The sequence below is a fragment of the Sphingobium agrisoli genome, assembly GCF_041877245.1.
GTDB lineage: Bacteria > Pseudomonadota > Alphaproteobacteria > Sphingomonadales > Sphingomonadaceae > Sphingobium.
This window is the reverse complement of sequence record NZ_JBHDJI010000015.1, coordinates 1-18,882: the sequence shown is the minus strand read 5'-3', so window position 1 is coordinate 18,882 and position 18,882 is coordinate 1. Positions and strand designations below refer to the sequence as shown.

Below are 18,882 nucleotides of genomic sequence, written 5' to 3'. Positions count from 1 at the left end.
CGGACTGTCGCTTTTTGCCCGACGGTTACGCCCTGCCTGAACTACCGCTCCCGGGCCGTAAATGTAGCAGTCTTGGCGGCGCGACCAGTGCGCCCTATGCCCGGATTGAAGATGTTGAGCGGGTCGAGCCTTGCGTAATGCTCAGCAAGCGGCTTCTTGGCATGATAAAGATGACCGACATTATGCTCCGCCGGATACTCAGCGCCGCGCTGGTCAAGCAGCGCCAACATCTTTTCCTCCAAGGCAGCGGCGTCGACCCCCTTGGATATGACATAATCATGATGAAATACGTGGCAGAAGAAGTGTCCGTAATAAAGCCGGTGCTGGATTGCACTCGACATGGATGCCGGTAATTGCTCGACCCAGTCCTGGTCATTACGCCGAAGAGCGAAGTCGATCGCCACGATTTCCTCGACGCTATCTTGATGTATCGCGCGATATCTGACCGCCGCGCCAGCCACCGCAAATCGATGGCGGAAGGCGTCCGCCGCTTCCGATGGGCTGCATTCGAAAAAGTCACTCACGGACGATCTAAAAGCAGATCCGAGATAGTCTCGTGCTTCCTCGACGCCGCCGTCCGCCATCTTCAATATGAGATGATGCTCATAATGCTGACGAAATTGGAGCAATCTTCGGGGAAGGTGATTGCCCCACAGGCTGCTGCACCATTGAAGGAAATGATCGCTGGATTGCCGCGGCAGCAACGGAAGCCGATCCGCCCAATTGTCGAGCCGGACTTTCGTTGCAAACAGGGCGGGGAGCTTCTCCGTCCCCAGATATTTGATCGCGAGGAAAAGATCCTTGCCATATCTGGCGGCAATGTCGAAGGCATCACGATGCACATACTCCCCCGAGACCGGCAGATGGGAGAAGCTGCTCAGGATATGGCGACGCAGCCTGGTCAATGCCGCTGGATCGTTCGTCCCAAGGTAAAAGGTCGCGGTGCGCTCGTCGGCGGCAAAAGTGTCGAGGCGAACCGCGAACAGCACAACCTTCCCCGCGCTGCCGGCAGCCTCGAACAATCTCAGGGGATCCGCGTTGAACCGGGCGGGTGTGTCCTCATCGATCTGGCGGACATGGTCGCGATAGCGGGCGTCCGACGCAGCACGTCCTTCGGTGGTCGTGACATTGGCGTCCGTGAAGCATCCCCGATCCAATCGGTCCAATATCTCCTCCGGTTGCGTGCCCAGCTCCATCCCAAGATGGTTGACCAAGCGCAAAGCGCCGTCGGCTCCAACTTGCGCATATAGGGCAAGCTCCGTGTAGGCCGGGCCGCGGCGCACCAGAGCTCCGCCTGAATTGTTGCAAATGCCACCGATAACAGTAGCGCCAAGGCAGGACGACCCGATCACAGAGTGGGGCTCGCGCCCCAGAGGTTTGAGCGTCTGCTCCAGTTCGTGAAGCGTGGTCCCCGGAAGGCAAAGAACCTGCGTGCCTCCGCGAAGAAGATGCGTACCGCGCAGGCGTCCAGTGTTGATGATGATCACGTCGCGATCATAACGACCGAAGGGGGTGGAGCCCCCGGTCAAGCCCGTATTGGCCGCCTGCGCTATGATGATGACGCCGGCAGCGGTGCAATGCTGCAGAACCTCCCACTGCTCGAGGAGCGTCCCGGGGCGCACCACGGCCAGGGCCGGGCCTCCGCCGAAGCGATATCCTTGGGAGAAGCGGCGCGTAGCCGCCGCCCCCGTCAGGACATGGCGACGCCCAACGACACCCTTTAGCTTGGAGACCAGCGACCGCTCAGGCGCACGCGGTGCCGCAGCCTGCTCTGACAGCAAACGCGAATCCAGTCTGGACCAGAAGGGCGGTATCACCGCGTGCACCTTCAGTGGTTTTGAGGGAACATCACCCGGTGAGTTTCTTCGTCGAAGCCGGTCTTCAGCTGGAAGCGGTCCTTGATCAGGTTCGCGCGCTGTGCCGCCGGACGCGCCGTGATCTCAGCGTGAAGCTTGGCAGCGCGGGGGTAAGCTGCAAGGCCTTCATCCCCGAAGATGACCGGCGCCATGTTGGCCCACCCCCAGAACGCCATGTCCGCGATGCTATATTCGGTTCCTGCCAGAAAGGCGTTGGTCGCGAGATGGTCTTCGATCACCTGATAGTGGCGCTGTGTTTCCTTAAGGTACCGATTCTGCGCGTATGGCAGGGTTTCCGGCGCATGGCGCAGGAAGTGGACAGCCTGGCCCGAAAAAGGCGACAACCCGGTCGCCACGAAGAACAGCCATGAAAGCGCCGCGCCTCGTTCTTTCTCTGCGGTCGGCAGGAAACGGCCGTGCTTTTCCGCGAGGTAGAGGATGATCGCGTTAGAATCGAAGACGGTCACGTCGCCATCGACAAGAACGGGAACCTTGCCGTTGGGGTTGAGCGCGCGGAAGGCCGGCTCGTGTTGATCCCCTTTCAGAATATCGACCGGGATCGTCTCATAATCCAGCCCGAGTTCTTCAAGGAGCAAGCCCACCTTCATCGGGTTAGGCGTGTGATGAAAGTAGAAACGCAGCATAGTTGAACTCCGAGCAGTTAAAAGAAGGTGCGGTCCGGTCCGGCCATGTGGACCGCCCGGACCGCCTTGGCACTAGAACTTGATTTCGCCCGTCACGCCATAGGTGCGCGGCGGACCCGGCAGATAGGGATAACCCGCCGGACCGGCATAGGTGACGCCGAGGGAGACATATTGCTTGTCCAGCAGATTCTTCCCCCAAAAGCGTATGCTGGTGTTTGGTGTGGGCGAATATTTAAGCTGCGCGCTCAATAAGCCGTAGCCGTTCTGCTTCAGCAGATTGTCCGGCTCGAAATAGAGCTTCGAGGTGTGGTAATAGTCGACCGAGAGTTGCGCATCGCCATGCCCTGTGTCCACCGTATAGCTCGCACCCACGTTGAAGACATATTTGGCCGAGAGCGGCAGTTGATTGCCGCTTGCGTCCACCGAAATAGCGGGAATGGTGCCGCCGACATATCCCAGCGCAGGATTGGTGTTGGGATTAGGCGGCGCGGAAGGGGCGTTGTTGTAGGATTTGTAAGTCGCGTCGAGATAGGTAAAACCGCCGTGCGCGCTGAACTGCGATGACAGAGCGGCCTCGGCCTCCAATTCCACGCCCTTTACGCGGGCGCTCTCCGCGTTGGACAGGATGATCGACCCGGACCTGATCAACTGCACCTGGGGATCGGAGACCCGATAGTAGAAGGCAGCGCCGTTCAGTCGCAGGTGGCGGTCGAACAGGGACGTCTTGAGACCTGCTTCATACGCATCCACCGTTTCTGGGCGCTGCGGCGGCGCTGAGAAAGGAATGAGATTATATCCACCCGACTTGTAGCCCCGGCTGTAAGAGACGTAGCCCAGAATGTCGGGTGTGAACTTGTAATCCACTGCTGTTCGGTAGGTAAGTCTGTCGAGACTTTTGGAGTCCGGAGGCACGGGGAAGCTGGCGATCTCAGCGCCGTTGTTGATGAGAGCGGTTCGCCCGTCGCCGGACGTTTTCTCATGCGTGTAGCGTAAGCCCCCGGTCAGGCTGAGCTTAGGCGCGACTTCCAAAGTCGCTTGACCATAGCCGGCATAGGATTTCGCCCGCTGCTTGGCGAAAATCTGCACGCCGTTGAAGCCGGGTCCGGAAAAGAGCGGCCCGCTAAAGTCCGAGGGATCATATTTGCTGAGCGCATTATAGTAAAACAGGCCCGCGACGTAGGTCAGTGGCCCTTGCTTGCCGGCGAGCTGAAGCTCCTGGGTGAACTGTTTTACACCGATGTGGAGCAGGTACCGACCATCGCCCTGGGGCGTGAGGTCTGAAACGCCGGGCTGCTTCTCGCGCTCGCGCGTAAATGCCGTCGTGCTCGTGAGGGTACCAAAGCCGACATCCTGCTCGATGCGGAGAGAGCCGCCCTCACCCTTGGTGATATTGCGACCGTCGATCCCGTTTCGCGTGTCATAGAAGTCGGGCAGGGGCGGAAGGACGACATAGGGCGGAAGGCTCGTGCCGCCGGTATAGCCCTTCATGATATTTCCCTGGGTGCTGACCCTTGAGAGCGAGTAATAGCCGGTGAGCACCACCTTGGTGCTGCTGCCGGGCTTCCACAGCAATTTGGAGCGCACCGTGAAGTCGTTCTGAAAACCGGCCTTATTGCCGGTCGCGATATTCGTACCCCAGCCGTCGGCCTGGTTCGTGCCACCGACGGTGATGTCCATGGCTAGGGTGTCCGACAGGCCGCCCGTCACATAGAGGTCGCCCTGGAAGGTCTGGTAATTGCCGTAGCCAAGGCTGGCGTGACCGGAAAAGTCAAACGACGGATCCGGCGTTACGATGTTGATGACGCCGCCGGACGAGTTGCGCCCGAACAAGGTGCCCTGCGGCCCTTTGAGGACTTCGACGCGCTCGATGTTGCTAAGCGAGAGAAAGCCAACCGGCAGCCGGGTATAATAGACGCCATCGGCATAGACGGCGACGCTGGATTCATTGCCGGCCGCCGAGGCATTGCTGCCGATACCGCGCAGAAAGGGAAGCGCGACGCCCGTTCCCTGGGCCACCTGGAGCCCTGGTGTGATCCTCGTCAGTTCCCGAACATCCTTGATACCGCGCTCTTCAAGCGCCGCATCGTTGAACGCGCTGACGGCCACAGGGACGTCCTGCAGCCTCTGAGCGCGCTTCTGCGCGGTGACGATAATTTCCTGCACACCGCCGCCCGTTGATTCGTCACTGGCGCTAGTGGCTTGCGGCGGCTGGACGGATTGGGCCTCGGCCTTGCTCGAGACGGCCATGAGCGCGACCGCGAAGGTCGTGATGGTCGCCAGCCCCGTCGAGTGCTTCAGATATCGCTTGTGCATAAAACTCCCCTCTCTGTTTCGCCTTATAGTTTTTGTTCTGAACGGCAGTTGGCATCAGTGGTGTGGAAAACTCCAGCCCCCCGATAGCGCGCGCTGGCGTCGCCCGCGTTCATGGCGATATTGTAAAAATGAGATTTGCTTTCAGAAATGGAGCATTGTCGCAGGCTGCTGTCCCCCGCACGCGAACGCGCTGCCGTAGAGCGCTGGCCTTATTCCGCGCGCGATCGAAAAAAATACGGAATGCGCGCTTTTTCAATGTATCCCGAACCCGCGCGGCCGGGCCCTGATGCTATCGTGATGCGGCCGGGCGCTAGCGCACCGGCAGGACCGAGCCGAATGCGCAGAAATAAGGTAAGAGCTTGACCACGATCGCCATCGACAGGGTTGACGCTGAATATCGCGAGATATTGCAGCAGATACCGATGCTTCAACTCACGGCTGGAACGCTCGGCGAGGCCCGCAGCGCCATGGTCGATATGTTCATCAACCTTCTTCCTTCTAGTGACGCCTCCCCAGTTCGGCCGCGGCTTATCTCCGGGGCGCCGCTCATTCTTTTTGAGCCGGCGATCAGATCGGAAGGCCTGAGGGCAGCAATTCTCTATATCCATAGCGGCGGGTTCGTCATGGGCAGTGCCGCCATGATGAACGGCTATTGCGCCAGGCTCGCGGACGAGCTCGGCGTCGTCGTCGTCAGCGTGGATTACAGGCTGGCGCCTGAGACGCCTTTCCCTGGACCGTTGGAAGACTGTTATGACGGCCTTAAATGGCTGTTCGATAACGCCGATGAACTGAATGTCGACACGGGGCGCGTGGCAGTGATGGGCGACAGCGGCGGCGGCGGCTTGGCTGCCGCCCTGTGCCTCCTGGCGCGGGACCGCGGCGGCCCGCAGCCCAGCGTCCAACTGCTGATGTACCCCATGCTGGATTGCCGGGCCGGCGCGGCGCAAGAGCCGTCTCCCAATCCCTTCACCGGTGACTTTCTGTGGACTCGCTCGATGAACCAGTTCGGCTGGAATGCAATGCGAGGTGAGCAAGAGCTGACGGCGGAACAGCTCGGCTATTTCTCGCCATCACTCGCGCAAGACTTTTCCTCCCTGCCTGCCGCCTTCATTGGAGTTGGTACGCTCGATCTCTTCGTCGACGAGTGCCTTGCCTTTGGCCATGCTCTCGTGCGCGCGGGAGTGCCGGTCGAATTGCGGACCTACCCGGGTTGCTTTCATGGCTTCGACAGATTGCCGGGCACACTTTCCGAGAGCTTCGAGCGCGATCTGTTCGCAGCCATTCGGCGCTTTCTGCAGCTTGGCCCGCGAGACCAGGCCGCCAACCAGACGGTGCAAACGCAAGCAAACGATCAAAAGGAGGGAGAATGACATTGGAGCTGGACGGGAAGACGGTCGTCATCACCGGGGCCGCCGGTGACATTGGAGGCGCCACCGCGCGTCGATCCGCGGAAGAGGGAGCATCCGTCATGCTTCTCGACATCGACGCAGACGCGATCGCCGCAGCAGCGGCAGGGCATCCAAGCCTTTTTCACCGGCGCGTGGACGTCACTTCGAGCAGCGATGTCGAAGCTGCAGCGGCGGCCGTGAGCGAAAAGATGGGGCCGGTCGATTTGCTCTTCCTGAATGCGGGCATCGAGCAGCCCTATGCACCTGTTGCCGAGCTTGACGAAGCGCTGTTCGACCGGATCATGGCCGTGAACGTGAAGGGCGTGTTTCTGATGGCGAAACACTTCCTGCCGATCATGCGAGACGGCGGGTGCATCGTCATCACCTCATCGATCGCTTCGCTGATGGCTCTCCCGGGTAACGCCGCCTATTCCGCCAGCAAGGCCGCCGTGGCAGGAATGATGCGTTCGATCGCCGCCGACTGCGCGCCGCGTGGGATAAGATGCAACACTGTCCATCCGGGCTCGGTCAACAGCCGTATGATGGCGCGGTCTGCTGAAGCTGCGACCGGGGGCGGGGACACGACCCAGTTTTTCGAGCAGGTGTCTGCGATGGCGAAACTGGGAAGGATGGTCGAGCCGGTGGAAATTGCGGAAATGGTAGTCTTCCTCGGCAGCGACCGCGCTCGAATGGTGACGAGCCAAAGCCTCGTCGTCGACGGGGGCACTGTGGCGTAAGGCACGACGATCTCGAATATTCGAGGCGCCTACAGATGCAGCCGGCAAATTCCCGGCAGCAGCACTGAAAAATCGAAAGCGGACTGAACTATGATCGAGCTATATTACCATCCGACGCCTAACACCTGGAAAGTTGCGATCATGTTGGAGGAGTGTGGGCTTCCTTATCAGCTCAAGCTCGTCAACATCCATGATTCCGAGCAGTTCTCGCCGGAGTTCCTCAAGATCAACCCCAACGGCCGGGTGCCGGCGATCGTGGATACCGAGGCATCCAACGGACCTCTTCCCATCTTCGAATCAGGCGCGATCCTCATCTATCTGGCGGAGAAGAGCGGTCTTTTCCTGGCCCCTACGGGCGCCGAGCGGGCGGTCGCGCTGGAGTGGCTTTTCTGGCAAATGTCCGCACTAGGCCCGATCGCGGGCCAGGCCCATTATTTTCGCCGATATGCTCCGGAAGGCAATGAGCATGCGAGCGAGCGGTTCACAAAGGAAGCCGCCCGGCTTTACGGGGTGCTGGATCGACGTCTGGGAGACGTCGAATGGCTCGCGGGAGACTATAGCATCGCGGACATGTCTTGCTGGGGCTGGGTATTCTTCCACCGCATGCACGGCCAGTCGTTCAACGACTTTCCGCACGTCGGCCGGTGGTTCAAGCAAATGTCGGATCGTCCGGCAGTTGTTCGCGCGAAGCGAATTGGGCTCGACAATGTCTCCTCCGAGATGCTCCAGATATATGATCAGCCATATTACAGCCTCCCCGACGATTACGGCGCCGAAGGAACAAGGGTTCGCTAATCGATCGCGTGAACTCGAGCGGCAGACGCCCCGCTCCCGCCGGACGGTCGCTCGGCGCATGTCATGCTCACTTTGAGCAAGGCTCGAAACTGCTCCTTCGACCTCAATCAGGCTAAAAGTTCGCCCAGATGCGATCAGCCGTAATCGGGGAGAGATCATGAAGGTATTCGTTATAGGCGCCACGGGCTTTGTTGGATCGGCCGTTGCGCGCACTTTCAAAGCGGCGGGTCACGACGTTTCCGGCCTTTCGCGAAATGCTTCCAATGAGGCAGCGCTGCAAGAGGCCGGGGTGAGTGCTGTGCCGGGCAACCTGTCCGATCTTTCGAGCCTTGCTGCACTTGTCGATCCCTTCGACGTGGTCATCATGGCCGGCATGATTCCCTTCGAAGAGGAAGCGCCGCTCATGCAGGCGCTTGTTGCGGCCTGCCGCACCGGTTCTAGAAAGCATCTTATTTTTACCTCGGGCAGCGGCGTACTGTCGATCGAGTCGAAGGATGGATCCTGGAACCAGGAAACCTTTGCAGAAGACGATCCCTTTCCCTTTCCGTCCCGTCCGAACCGTGCCATCCGGATCCAGACCGAAGATCTGGTGCGGCAGGCCTCGGGTGACGGCCTGAGCACCTACGTCATCCGGCCGCCGCTCATCTACGGGCATGGCGGGAGCATTCAGATCCCGCAGATATTCGAATCGGCACGGAAAACAGGCAAGGCCTGCTATCTGGGATATGGCCTCAACCTCTATTCGGCCGTGCATGTCGACGATCTCGCGGCATGCTATCTCCTCGCCGTCGAGCGGGGAACGCCCGGCGCGCTTTATCACACGGTTTCGGGCGAGGCCAATTTCCGCAGCATCGCCGAAGCGGTCGCTCAGGTCGTGGGATGCGAGACCCAGAGCCTCGATTATGACGCTGCGTGCGAACTTTGGGGCAGCTTCTGGGTGGATATCGCGCTCGCGGTCAACAGCCGATCGATCGCGCGGCGAACGGTCTCTGAACTCGGCTGGACTCCTCAACACCTTGATGTGATCGACGACATCCGCAACGGATCCTATCGTGCCGCCTATCAAGCCGCGCAGGCGCAAGGCGGTAAGGAGTTTAGTTGGAAGAGCCATGGCTGACCAGTGGCGCCTCCCCACCATGGCTGACTCGCGCGATGCGCCTACAGGTTGAAAGGCGAGCTAATGACCAGCATAATCGCGCGATCGCGTCTCATTGAGATCATGGCGCAGGGGAGGCAGCCGCTCGGCATCTTCGTCTCTTCCCTCGATCCGGCATCGACCGATATAATGGCGCTTGCGGGCGTCGATTTCGTTGTCATTGACGGCGAGCACGGCCGTTTCGGACGCGCCGACATTGAAAACCACGTTCGAGCGGCAAATCTCGGTGGGATTCTGCCTTTTGTTCGGATTCTCGAGAACTCCCCGACCTTGATCCAGTCGATGCTCGATCTCGGTGCGCATGGGGTCCTCGTCCCCCATGTCGACACTGCCGAAGACGCCCGTTCAGCGGTTGCGGCCAGCCGATATGCGCCTCGTGGAAAGAGAGGCATGTGTCCGGCCTGTAACGCCGGCGGCTATGGGATGGCGGGATGGTCCGCGCATGTGGATGCGTCCGATGCGAACGTCCTGATCATTCCGGTTCTGGAGTCGCGCAAGGCGATCGAAAATATCGAGGAGATTCTGGCAGTCGAGGGCATCGACATCGTCCTCTACGGGCCCGGCGACCTTTCGGCCGACATGGGTATCGACTTCGTCGAGGACAAGCACTTGCTTGCCGAGGCTTGGCAGAGGCTGCTCGCGGCGACCAAGCGCGCCGGCAAAAGCGCGCTCGCGCCATATGGTCTGGGCTTCGATGACGCCGACATGCTCATCGCAGAGATGGAACTGATGCTGTTGCGCAAGGCGGTTGCCAGCTTGGTTGACGAGGCGCGGACCAGTCATGCCTCGCGCACATGAGGATCACGCGGCGCGAAATTCTCGTCACTGCGCTGGCTTCGGGTTGTCTCATGGCTGACGATGGCCGTGCAGCAGCGGGGGCTGCCCCTTCGGAAGAGGCTTACGCAGGAGTCGACCCCGAACTGATACCGCGCTTGCGTCAGATCGGGGCGGGCGACCTTACTGCTGAAACCTTGTTGCGCTGGCGAAACGCACCTCCGACCGTCCCTCCTGTGACTCTTCCACCCCCCGCTCCGCAACTCGCGCGAAAAATCATCCCGGGATCCCACGGAAATCCGCCGGTCGCGATCTTCATCGTCGATCCTTCACCGGGTGCGCGCGGCCGACCGGCATATCTCTACGTTCACGGCGGGGGATATGTCATGTTCAGCGCGGATCGAAACCCCAAGCTGGTTCAGGAGATCGCGATCGAGAATGACTGCGTGGTTGTGGCCGTCGATTACCGATTGGCACCGGAAGCGCGCTTCCCGGCTGCGCTTGAGGATATTTATTCGGCGCTCTGCTGGCTGCGGGACAATGCGGGCGCTCTCGGCGTGGACGTACGCCGAATAGCAGTCGGCGGCGAAAGCGCCGGGGCCGGTCATGTGGCCTCACTGTCGATCGCCGCGCGAGACAGGCGCGGGCCCCACATCGCCTTCCAGCTCCTCCTCTATCCGATGCTTGACGATCGGACCGGCAGCAGCAGGCCGGCGGCTCCCAACGCGGGGCGTTTCATCTGGACTCCCGCTTCCAATCGCTTTGGATGGTCATCGTTGCTCGGTATGCCCGCCGGCAGCGATGCCGTGCCGACACAGTGCGTGCCGGCGCGCGCGACTAATCTCGCCGGGCTTCCCCCGACATATATCGGGGCGGGCTCGATCGATCTTTTCGCGCGGGAGGACATCGAGTTCGCCGGACGCCTGATGGACGCGGCCGTTCCCACCGAACTGCTGATAGTACCGGGTGCCTATCATGGGTTCGACCTTGCTGTGCCGGACGCCGCGATCTCGCGACGCTTCACTGCATCCTGGAAGGCAGCTCTCAAGCGAGGCTTGGCGAGGTGAGCGCGCAGCCACCCACATCATAACGTCTGGACGTAGGCGGCGACCTCTTCCAGCGTTGGCCTGTTGGGCTCATCCCAGCCTTCGAAGGCAGGTGGCGGCCCCATCGGGGCTACATCCCAGTAGCGCCCGCTGAAGTCCGGCGGACCAAGATAGGTCAGGTTCCACCATCGGCGAGAGAACCGCCAGCGACCGTCCTCCACTTTATATTCATCATGGTAGATGCCCATCACAATGCGCGGCTTGCCATCAGTCGCACGTACCGATTCGCTGACATAAATGCGCCCGCGCGCTTGATCGCCCTCCACATCGATGATCGAAGCGACGGGACTATGCAAAATATTGTGGCGATCCTTCATCAAGGTGCGCCAAAACTCGACGATAGTCTCGCGACCCTTGGTGGCACGTCCAAAAGCTATCCATTCGCCATCCGTCGCCCAGCAGGCACGGTAGTCCTCTTCGCTCTTGCGATAGAAGGCATCGGTGTACCGCCCATGCAAATCCTGAATGGCAAGTCGTGCCTCAACGTCTTTGAGCATCTTGTCTCTCCGCGCTACCCGGACTCCGACCGTCGCCCATCGGGGCATCAACCGGCCCGGCTCGTGTTTCTTTCCTTCCCCCAAGGGCCGGGATGTGACGGCCGCGAGCGGTGGGAGCAACGAACCCAGCATATATGTTCGCACGAAACAGGACGACGCCAATGCGTGCTGAGATCGATCAAAGAATGCCGATAGCGATCGTCGTGGACCATTGCTTCCGGCCTCGCCGAGATCGGTATTCATCGGCGCAGGTTGCATAATCAGCCGGTGGGCGGGGAATTCGGTCGCTTCGTGTTGAAATCCCCGTTGAATGGATCGATCAGAAACATCAACGATCAGTTTCAACTAATCGAGGCCATCGCAGCGATGCCTTGCATGTGGCACGCGGCTGCCAGAGCAGAAGCTCTCCCTTGCGCATGGATACAAGGTGTCAACTGCCACCTTGCCGGGCGGCAACAAATAACATGACGGTATGAGGCGGCATGAAGATTGCGATCCTGCGGGAAACCACCGACTATGAGCGGCGCGTTTCGGCAACACCTGAAACGGTGAAGAAGTTCATTGCTCTGGGAGCTGATATCGCCGTCGAGGCGGGGGCAGGTGAGAGCGCTTCGATCGCCGATAGCGCTTACCAGGATGCCGGCGCGACGGTCGCCGATCGCGGTGTCGTCACTGAGAATGCCGATATTCTACTTTGCGTACGTGGTCCAGCGACAGAATCGATCGTTGGCGTGAAACGGGACGCATGGCTTGTTGGGAGTCTCGACCCTCTGGCGCAGCGGCCTCTCGTCGATCGTTATGCAGCGGCCGGCATTGAAGCGCTCGCCATGGAGTTCATGCCGCGCATCACCCGCGCCCAATCGATGGATATCCTTTCGTCGCAGTCGAACCTGGCCGGCTACAAGGCTGTGCTGGTCGCCGCCAGCGAATATGGTCGCGCCTTCCCGATGATGATGACCGCAGCCGGCACGGTCTCGGCGGCACGCGCCTTCATAATGGGAGTAGGTGTGGCCGGTCTTCAGGCAATCGCCACTGCCCGCCGCCTCGGCGCGCAGGTCTCTGCCACCGATGTGCGTTCCGCAACCAAGGAACAGATCCTGTCACTCGGCGCCAAGCCGGTATTCGTGGAGCAGTTGGCGGGCATCGAAGGCGAGGGTGCCGGCGGCTATGCGAGTGAGATGTCGCCGGAATATCAAAAGGCGCAAGCCGAGCTTGTCTCGGGCCATATTGCCAAGCAGGACATTGTCATCACCACGGCGCTGATCCCGGGCCGCGCTCCTCCCAGGCTCATCAGCGATACGCAGATCGCGACGATGAGAGCGGGCTCGGTCATCGTCGACCTAACAGCGGAAAGTGGCGGCAATGTCGAGGGCGTCGTTACGGGCGAGACGGTCGTCAGACACGGGGTCCGGATCGTCGGGGCCAGGAACATTGCGAGCAGTCTGGCTGCGGATGCATCGGCGCTTTTCGCGCGCAATCTCTTCAACTTCCTGAGCGCGTTCTGGGACAAGAATGCTGGCAAGCCGATCCTCGACGAGGAGATCGGCAACGCCGTGCGCCTCACGCGGGGCGGCAAGGTTGTCCACGAACGACTGCTCGGCTGATCGCCAAAAGGACCAAGCCTGTGGATTTCATCTCGATCTTGTCGATCTTCGTGCTGGCCTGCTTCGTGGGCTATTATGTCGTGTGGTCGGTGACGCCGGCACTGCACACGCCGCTGATGGCGGTCACAAACGCCATTTCCTCAGTGATCATCGTCGGCGCACTGATCGCGAGCGCGGCGCAGGGCAGCGTCTATGCCAAATATCTTGGCCTCGTCGCGGTGGTTTTCGCGAGCGTCAATATCTTTGGCGGCTTCGCGGTCACCGAGCGGATGCTCGCGATGTACAAGAAAAAAGAGCGCAAGAGCTGAGCGCGGGCCAGGGGGATAGATAATGCATGAACTAGCCGCCACACCCGCATGGGCCTCCTTGGCCTATCTGGTATCGGGTATCCTCTTCATTCTGGCGTTGCGCGGGCTTTCAAGTCCGGCCAGCTCCCGCCGCGGCAACCGCTTCGGCATGGCCGGCATGCTCATCGCCGTTGCCACAACGCTCGTCCTGCACGGCACCGGACTTGTCGAGATTGCGATCGCTATCGCCATCGGCGGCGCAATCGGTTCCGTGACCGCTCGCAAGATCGCGATGACCGACATGCCGCAGCTCGTCGCTGCCTTCCATTCGCTGGTGGGACTCGCTGCAGTTCTGGTCGCTGGGGCCGCCTTCCTCAATCCGGGTGCCTTCGGGATTTTGGACGAGGCGACAGGTCATATCCACAATGTCAGCCGGATCGAGATGGGGCTAGGCGTCGCGATCGGCGCGATCACGTTCTCAGGTTCGGTGATCGCCTTCCTGAAACTCAACGGCAATATGTCTGGCAAGCCGATCATGCTGCCAGGGCGGCATATCATCAACCTGGGTACGCTGGCCGCAATCTTTGGGCTCATCGGCTATTTCGTCACTGACGACGCTCATTGGGTGTTCCTCACTGTCACCGCGCTAAGCTTCGTTATCGGCTTCCTTCTGATCATTCCCATCGGCGGTGCGGATATGCCGGTGGTCGTCTCCATGCTGAACAGCTACTCGGGCTGGGCGGCCGCAGCGATGGGCTTCACCCTGCACAATTCAGCGATGATCATTACCGGCGCCCTGGTGGGTTCGTCCGGTGCAATTCTCAGCTACATTATGTGCAAGGCGATGAACCGGAGCTTCATAAGCGTGATCGCCGGCGGCTTCGGCGGTGACAGCGCCGCGTCTGGCGGCGGCGACGCCAAGGAGCAGCGCCCATGGAAGCGTGGCTCGGCCGATGATGCAGCCTTCCTCATGGGGCAGGCCGAGCAGGTCATCATCGTTCCTGGCTACGGCATGGCAGTCAGTCAGGCGCAGCATGCTCTGCGCGAGATGGGCGACGTTCTGAAGGCGGCAGGCGTCAGGGTCAAATATGCGATTCATCCGGTTGCCGGACGCATGCCAGGCCATATGAACGTGCTGCTCGCAGAGGCAAACGTTCCCTATGATGAGGTCTTCGAGTTGGAGGACATCAATTCGGAATTCGCTCAGACGGACATCGCCTTTGTGATAGGCGCGAATGACGTAACCAATCCAGCAGCGAAGACCGACAAGACTTCTCCGATCTACGGTATGCCTATCCTTGACGTCGAGAAGGCAAAGACCGTGCTGTTCGTGAAGCGCTCGATGGGGGGTGTGGGCTATGCTGGCGTCGATAACGATGTCTTCTACATGGACAACACGATGATGCTGCTCGGCGATGCCAAGAAGATGGTCGAGGAAATCGTCAAGGCCATGAATTAGCGCGTGTCAGCCGCCCTCGGGCACGTTACCGAGCTCGATTGGTACGGCCATCATGGATGACACCGGGGGTTGGCGTGTTCTGCCAACCCCGCGGACTCATCTTTGCCGGTCGATGTCGACGATGCGGACGCGAGCAGCGCCATGGATTGCACCCCACGGTCCAATGGTTCGGGGGCCCAGGGCGCGATCGCCGTCCCGCTTCCAAGCAGAGTAGCCCCTTGCCTTGAAAGCGAGGCCGCGGGCCTCACTTAACCGACGCAGGCGCCGCCAAACACGATTTGATTGCGAACTACCGGATTGAAAAGGGCGTAGAGAAAGTTTTCAGCTCCACCGCTCACCGCGTCGAGCGCTGCTAGATGGTCCGATGACAGCTTTAGCCCGAGTGCCGATACATTGTCGGTCACTTGGTCCGCGCGACTTACACCCATGAGTGTAGATGCGACGCCGGGGCGCCCTATGACCCAGGCCAGAGCAATTCGTGCTGGGGTTTCACCTGTATCTGTAGCGACGCGTTTGACCTCATCGACGATGCGCCAGTTGCGCTCGGTAAACAGCGCATCGCCAAATGGATTGTCTCCATCGAGACGTTTGTCACCCTCCGGTCGCGGACTAGCGTCACCGCCGGAGTTAGGGACGCCCGCTTGCCGGGAGGGCCCGGCCTCGACCGATGCACGATCATATTTTCCGGCCAGCAAACCATAGGCCAGCGGGCTCCACGGGATGAGTCCCATTCCGAAGGCACTAGCAAGCGGGATATGCTCATTTTCTACTCCACGCTCCGCGAGCGAGTAGAAATATTGCAAACCTATGGGAGCGGGGAGGCCATGGGAGCGTGCAAGCATCACCAACTGCGTCACGTACCACGCCGGGCTGTTCGAGAGGCCCCAGTAGCGGATCTTGCCCGACCGGATCAGGCCCGCCATCGTCTGGAGCAATTCTTCGGCGGGCGTGATCCCGTCCCAGATGTGAATCCAGTAAAGATCGATGAAATCGGTACCGAGACGTGTCAAGGAACCATCGACGGCGGCATGGACGTGGCGAGCCCCATTCCCGCCCGTCAGCGGCGCCTTGCCTGTCGCAAAGCCCGATTTGGTCGCGATGACCAGACGATCGCGTGACCCCGTGTCTTTGACGAATGCGCCGATCATCTCCTCGGACTCGCCGCCGGAATAGACGTCCGCTGTATCCAAGAAATTTCCACCTAGGTCGGTGTAACGGTCGAAAACCGCCCGACTGGCGCCCGCATCCATTCCCCAGCGCGGGGTGCCGAAAGTCATCGTGCCCAGCGCCAACGGGCTGACGAGCAGGCCGGACCGCCCGAGCGGCCGATAGGTTTCTAAGTTCATATTCGCTTCCTCCAGGCGTTGAAGGAGAAATATGGAGTTCGGGGACACCAATGATTAGGACATAAACACCGTATGGGTTGCTGAGGTATTTTCAAGAATGGATCGTGATCTTTGGTCCGGCCTCGCCATATTCGCTGAGATTGTTGAGGCAGGAAGCTTTGCGAAAGCAGCAACCCGACTAGGCCTTTCGCCCTCTGCCCTCAGTCATGCGTTGCGCGGCGTAGAGGGGAAGTTGGGAATTCGGTTACTCGACCGCACCACGCGCTCGCTTGCTCCCACCGACGCGGGTGAAGAATTGTTGCGGCGGCTAAGACCGGCGATGGCCTCGGTCGAGGAAGCGGTAGGAATATTGAATGACAGCCGGGATCGTCCGCGTGGGCAGGTGCGTGTCAACGCGCATCGCCCCGCCGCTGTGCATGTCATCCTGCCTCGCCTTCGAGCGCTTGCGCGGGAGTTCCCCGATATTGCGGTGGAACTGGTGGTGAATGACGGGTTGGTCGATATCGTCGCTGAGCGCTTTGACTGCGGCGTTCGGCATGAGGGACAGTTGCAGAGAGATATGGTCTCAATACGGATCAGTGACGCACAGCCACTCGTCTTCGTCGCGGCGCCTTCCTATTTGGCTGATCATGGCGCGCCGCTTGAGCCGGGCGATCTCGCCGCGCACAGATGCATCAGCTATCGTCATGCATCCTCCGGATCTCTGCATCGGTGGGAGTTTCAGCGAGGGGGTGCGCGGTTTGAGCGCTCAATTCCCTCGACCTTCATCACGAACGACGTCGATGTGATGCGGGATGCGGCGCTGGAGGGGCTCGGGATCAGCTGCCTCATCGCGGAGCAAGTCCATGCGCACCTCGATGCCGGCAATTTGATTGAGGTGCTACCAGGCTGGGCACCGATCCTTCAGCCGAACCACCTTTATTATCCAAGCCGGAGGCAACCCAGCGCTGCCTTCAGGGCGTTCATAGCGGCAATTCGCCGCCCGCTCTGACCTGCATCTGGCGGTAACGATCTTTGCCAACATAGCGATGTCGCTTTGACCTTTGCTCGTCGGCCTGTCAGAAATGCTCGCACTGAGAAATCGATGGGAACCACACATCGGTACAAGCCGATCGCGTTTGGGCGTTCATCAGCCGCCACGCGGGCGACGGCACTTTGCGGACGGGTTATTGCGGAGCCGCGGCGTCTCGCGGCGGTTTCACGGCGACCCCAAAAATCTTTGGGATGAGTGCTTGGTAATTCGCTGGGTGAACTCCGTCGCGTGAGGAGAATTGCTCAACGCTCACTGTGCGATCGTTGAAGCGTCTCGCAACGTGGTAAACGGCCCACGCTGCTGGCTTGGCCCGCGGATACACCCAGGTGACCTGCCGAGCCCGTAACGTTTGCCGCAGTCGCTGAAGGTCAGATATCAGATCGGGATTGGCTACGTCATTGGCCCCGGCGGAGATGAACGCGGCCTCATATGCCCGTGTTTTGGCAAAGGAGGCGATCGCTCGGCTCGATGCGCCCACTCGCGCTCGGACATCGCAACCCCCCGCGGTCGTGAACGCAAGCGCGCTTGCGAGGCCGAGCGCGATGCTGTCGCCGATGATCAGGCAGCTGGGCCTCAACTGACTTCGCGGAGAGAAAGGAGGAGAGAGGAGGGCAGGGCGGAGCCGGACTTTCGTCTCCGGCCACCGGATCGACACCTCCATAATGGGAGCCGATAAAATTCACATGTTCGCTACGTCATGATATGGATCAACACGAAGGGAGAAGGCGATGAACACGGAAGCCGAGGGACTGGCTCTTCCTGGTGACGACATCTACATCGCCGACAAGCTGGAAAGGCCGCGCGCTTCTCGCTGGCTCTGGCGTCCGTGGTATGCGAAGCTCTGGTGGGCGGGAGCAGCCCTCTATTGGACCGGCAAAATCGGCTCTTATTGGAGCGCGATCCTCGACGATCTCTACACGACGGCATTGGCGGGCTACCTCAATGTGCTTTTCTATCCGCTGACCGCCTTGATGGCGCTGAGCATCGGCTTCATCCGCGTGTGGATGGGTTATAGGGGCTGGGAGTGGGGACCGCCTGCCGACGAACAGCTTTTCCCGAAGCGATCTGTCGGCGGATATCTGGATCCGATGGCAGATCCTCTCGATCCGCGGTCGCCGAAGCATTCTCGCCGCCACAACAGGCTCTAGTATAATCATTTATCTCTCCGCTGTTTGAATTCAGGATTACCGTCGAACGGGCCGTGCGCGAGATCGTCAGAGAACCGTCCACTGCTTAGCACCGAGGATTGCTCGATCGATGTGATCGGCCCGGTGATGTCAGCAGTGCCGCGTGCGGAGTCGGCTTGTTCGAGGTAACGATTTCTGAGTCCATGATCTCCGAGAATTTGTTCCGAGAGGCTTTTTGCGAAAGCAGTCTCTGGGCTTCCCGACCGTCCCGCCGACATCTCCGCAGCGGCAATCGCGGCGCGCACGTCGTAGTTGACGATGTCTACAGTCGCGCCCGCTGTTTCAGTGGTGGATCCGCGATCTGAGCTTACGAAACCGAGGGAGCCCCCAGCTCCGCCGCTTACAGAACTTCCTCCCTTTCCGGCGCGCTGGTTCGCTCCGCCGCGACGTGCACCGGCGGAGATAGAGCCTCCAATGTCGGTTCCCATCGAAGTACTATCTTCTGCTGACCTTGCGATGCTCCTTGACCAGCCGGTCTGCACGATGATGGCCTGCACGTCGCGCTGCAGTGTATCGGCGATCTGAGGCTTGAGACGCCAGTTGCCGCTCCGATCCATCTCGAAGCCCCCCTTGAGCCAGTTCGCCATTGCAGCCTGACCCTCGGCACCACCGCCGAGAAAGTGTGGACTTGTAACGGTTTTGCGCCGGTCACCCATCTCATTATGCCACCTGGGCTTCGAATGCGAGCGGGCTGATGCCG

16 protein-coding genes and 1 pseudogene are annotated in these 18,882 nt (G+C 60.4%); 11 read left to right on the top strand and 6 right to left on the bottom strand.

Annotation, left to right across the window (positions count from 1 at the left end):
* Positions 1–41: 41 nt before the first annotated feature.
* The 3 genes from dld to ACETPF_RS18955 form a co-directional block, all read right to left on the bottom strand.
* A complete protein-coding gene (dld, locus tag ACETPF_RS18965; RefSeq protein ID WP_373936170.1) occupies positions 42–1,817 on the bottom strand; it encodes a D-lactate dehydrogenase in 1,776 nt (591 codons plus the stop codon).
* An 11-nt stretch (positions 1,818–1,828) separates the two neighbouring features.
* On the bottom strand, positions 1,829–2,500 hold the full coding sequence (locus tag ACETPF_RS18960; protein WP_373936169.1) for a glutathione S-transferase family protein: 672 nt from the start codon (positions 2,498–2,500) through the stop codon (positions 1,829–1,831).
* Between the two features lie 72 nt (positions 2,501–2,572).
* Positions 2,573–4,747, bottom strand: a complete 2,175-nt coding sequence (locus tag ACETPF_RS18955; protein ID WP_373936168.1) for a TonB-dependent receptor — start codon at positions 4,745–4,747, stop codon at positions 2,573–2,575.
* A 425-nt stretch (positions 4,748–5,172) separates the two neighbouring features.
* Between ACETPF_RS18955 and ACETPF_RS18950 the strand changes: the two genes are divergently transcribed.
* From ACETPF_RS18950 to ACETPF_RS18925, 6 genes are all read left to right on the top strand, one after another.
* A complete protein-coding gene (locus ACETPF_RS18950) occupies positions 5,173–6,183 on the top strand; it encodes an alpha/beta hydrolase (RefSeq protein WP_373936167.1) in 1,011 nt (336 codons plus the stop codon).
* The gene (locus ACETPF_RS18945; RefSeq protein WP_373936166.1) at positions 6,180–6,938 is read left to right on the top strand and encodes an SDR family NAD(P)-dependent oxidoreductase; all 759 of its coding nucleotides are present in this window, start codon (positions 6,180–6,182) and stop codon (positions 6,936–6,938) included. The genes ACETPF_RS18950 and ACETPF_RS18945 overlap by 4 nt, the downstream gene beginning before the upstream one ends.
* Positions 6,939–7,028: 90 nt before the next feature.
* Positions 7,029–7,733 carry a glutathione S-transferase family protein gene (locus tag ACETPF_RS18940; RefSeq protein WP_373936165.1) on the top strand — a complete coding sequence of 235 codons (705 nt, stop codon included), beginning with the start codon at positions 7,029–7,031 and terminating at the stop codon, positions 7,731–7,733.
* 157 nt (positions 7,734–7,890) lie between these two features.
* Positions 7,891–8,850, top strand: coding sequence for an NAD-dependent epimerase/dehydratase family protein (locus ACETPF_RS18935; RefSeq protein ID WP_373936164.1), 960 nt, complete (start codon positions 7,891–7,893; stop codon positions 8,848–8,850).
* A gap of 63 nt (positions 8,851–8,913) precedes the next feature.
* On the top strand, positions 8,914–9,687 hold the full coding sequence (locus tag ACETPF_RS18930) for an HpcH/HpaI aldolase family protein (protein ID WP_373936163.1): 774 nt from the start codon (positions 8,914–8,916) through the stop codon (positions 9,685–9,687).
* A gap of 50 nt (positions 9,688–9,737) precedes the next feature.
* The gene (locus ACETPF_RS18925) at positions 9,738–10,730 is read left to right on the top strand and encodes an alpha/beta hydrolase (RefSeq protein WP_373936162.1); all 993 of its coding nucleotides are present in this window, start codon (positions 9,738–9,740) and stop codon (positions 10,728–10,730) included.
* A 17-nt stretch (positions 10,731–10,747) separates the two neighbouring features.
* On the opposite strand, the gene ACETPF_RS18920 is transcribed toward ACETPF_RS18925, so the two are convergent.
* Positions 10,748–11,611, bottom strand: coding sequence for a nuclear transport factor 2 family protein (locus ACETPF_RS18920; protein ID WP_373936161.1), 864 nt, complete (start codon positions 11,609–11,611; stop codon positions 10,748–10,750).
* A 137-nt stretch (positions 11,612–11,748) separates the two neighbouring features.
* On the opposite strand from ACETPF_RS18920, the gene ACETPF_RS18915 reads away from it, so the two are divergent.
* From ACETPF_RS18915 to ACETPF_RS18905, 3 genes are read left to right on the top strand one after another with little or no spacing between them, the layout of a single operon-like run.
* Positions 11,749–12,870: an NAD(P) transhydrogenase subunit alpha gene (locus ACETPF_RS18915; protein ID WP_373936160.1), complete on the top strand. Its 1,122-nt coding sequence runs from the start codon at positions 11,749–11,751 to the stop codon at positions 12,868–12,870.
* A 20-nt stretch (positions 12,871–12,890) separates the two neighbouring features.
* Positions 12,891–13,178, top strand: a complete 288-nt coding sequence (locus tag ACETPF_RS18910; RefSeq protein WP_373936159.1) for an NAD(P) transhydrogenase subunit alpha part 2 — start codon at positions 12,891–12,893, stop codon at positions 13,176–13,178.
* 22 nt (positions 13,179–13,200) lie between these two features.
* Positions 13,201–14,616, top strand: a complete 1,416-nt coding sequence (locus ACETPF_RS18905; protein ID WP_373936158.1) for an NAD(P)(+) transhydrogenase (Re/Si-specific) subunit beta — start codon at positions 13,201–13,203, stop codon at positions 14,614–14,616.
* 248 nt (positions 14,617–14,864) lie between these two features.
* On the opposite strand, the gene ACETPF_RS18900 is transcribed toward ACETPF_RS18905, so the two are convergent.
* Entirely contained in the window at positions 14,865–15,962 is a 1,098-nt protein-coding gene (locus tag ACETPF_RS18900; RefSeq protein ID WP_373936157.1) for an aldo/keto reductase, read from the bottom strand.
* A gap of 97 nt (positions 15,963–16,059) precedes the next feature.
* Between ACETPF_RS18900 and ACETPF_RS18895 the strand changes: the two genes are divergently transcribed.
* Entirely contained in the window at positions 16,060–16,953 is an 894-nt protein-coding gene (locus ACETPF_RS18895; protein WP_373936156.1) for a LysR family transcriptional regulator, read from the top strand.
* 770 nt (positions 16,954–17,723) lie between these two features.
* Positions 17,724–18,143 carry a hypothetical protein gene (locus ACETPF_RS18890; protein ID WP_373936155.1) on the top strand — a complete coding sequence of 140 codons (420 nt, stop codon included), beginning with the start codon at positions 17,724–17,726 and terminating at the stop codon, positions 18,141–18,143.
* A 5-nt stretch (positions 18,144–18,148) separates the two neighbouring features.
* On the opposite strand, the pseudogene ACETPF_RS18885 reads toward ACETPF_RS18890, so the two are convergent.
* Positions 18,149–18,882, bottom strand: a pseudogene (locus ACETPF_RS18885) (conjugal transfer protein TraG N-terminal domain-containing protein); the annotation flags it as partial.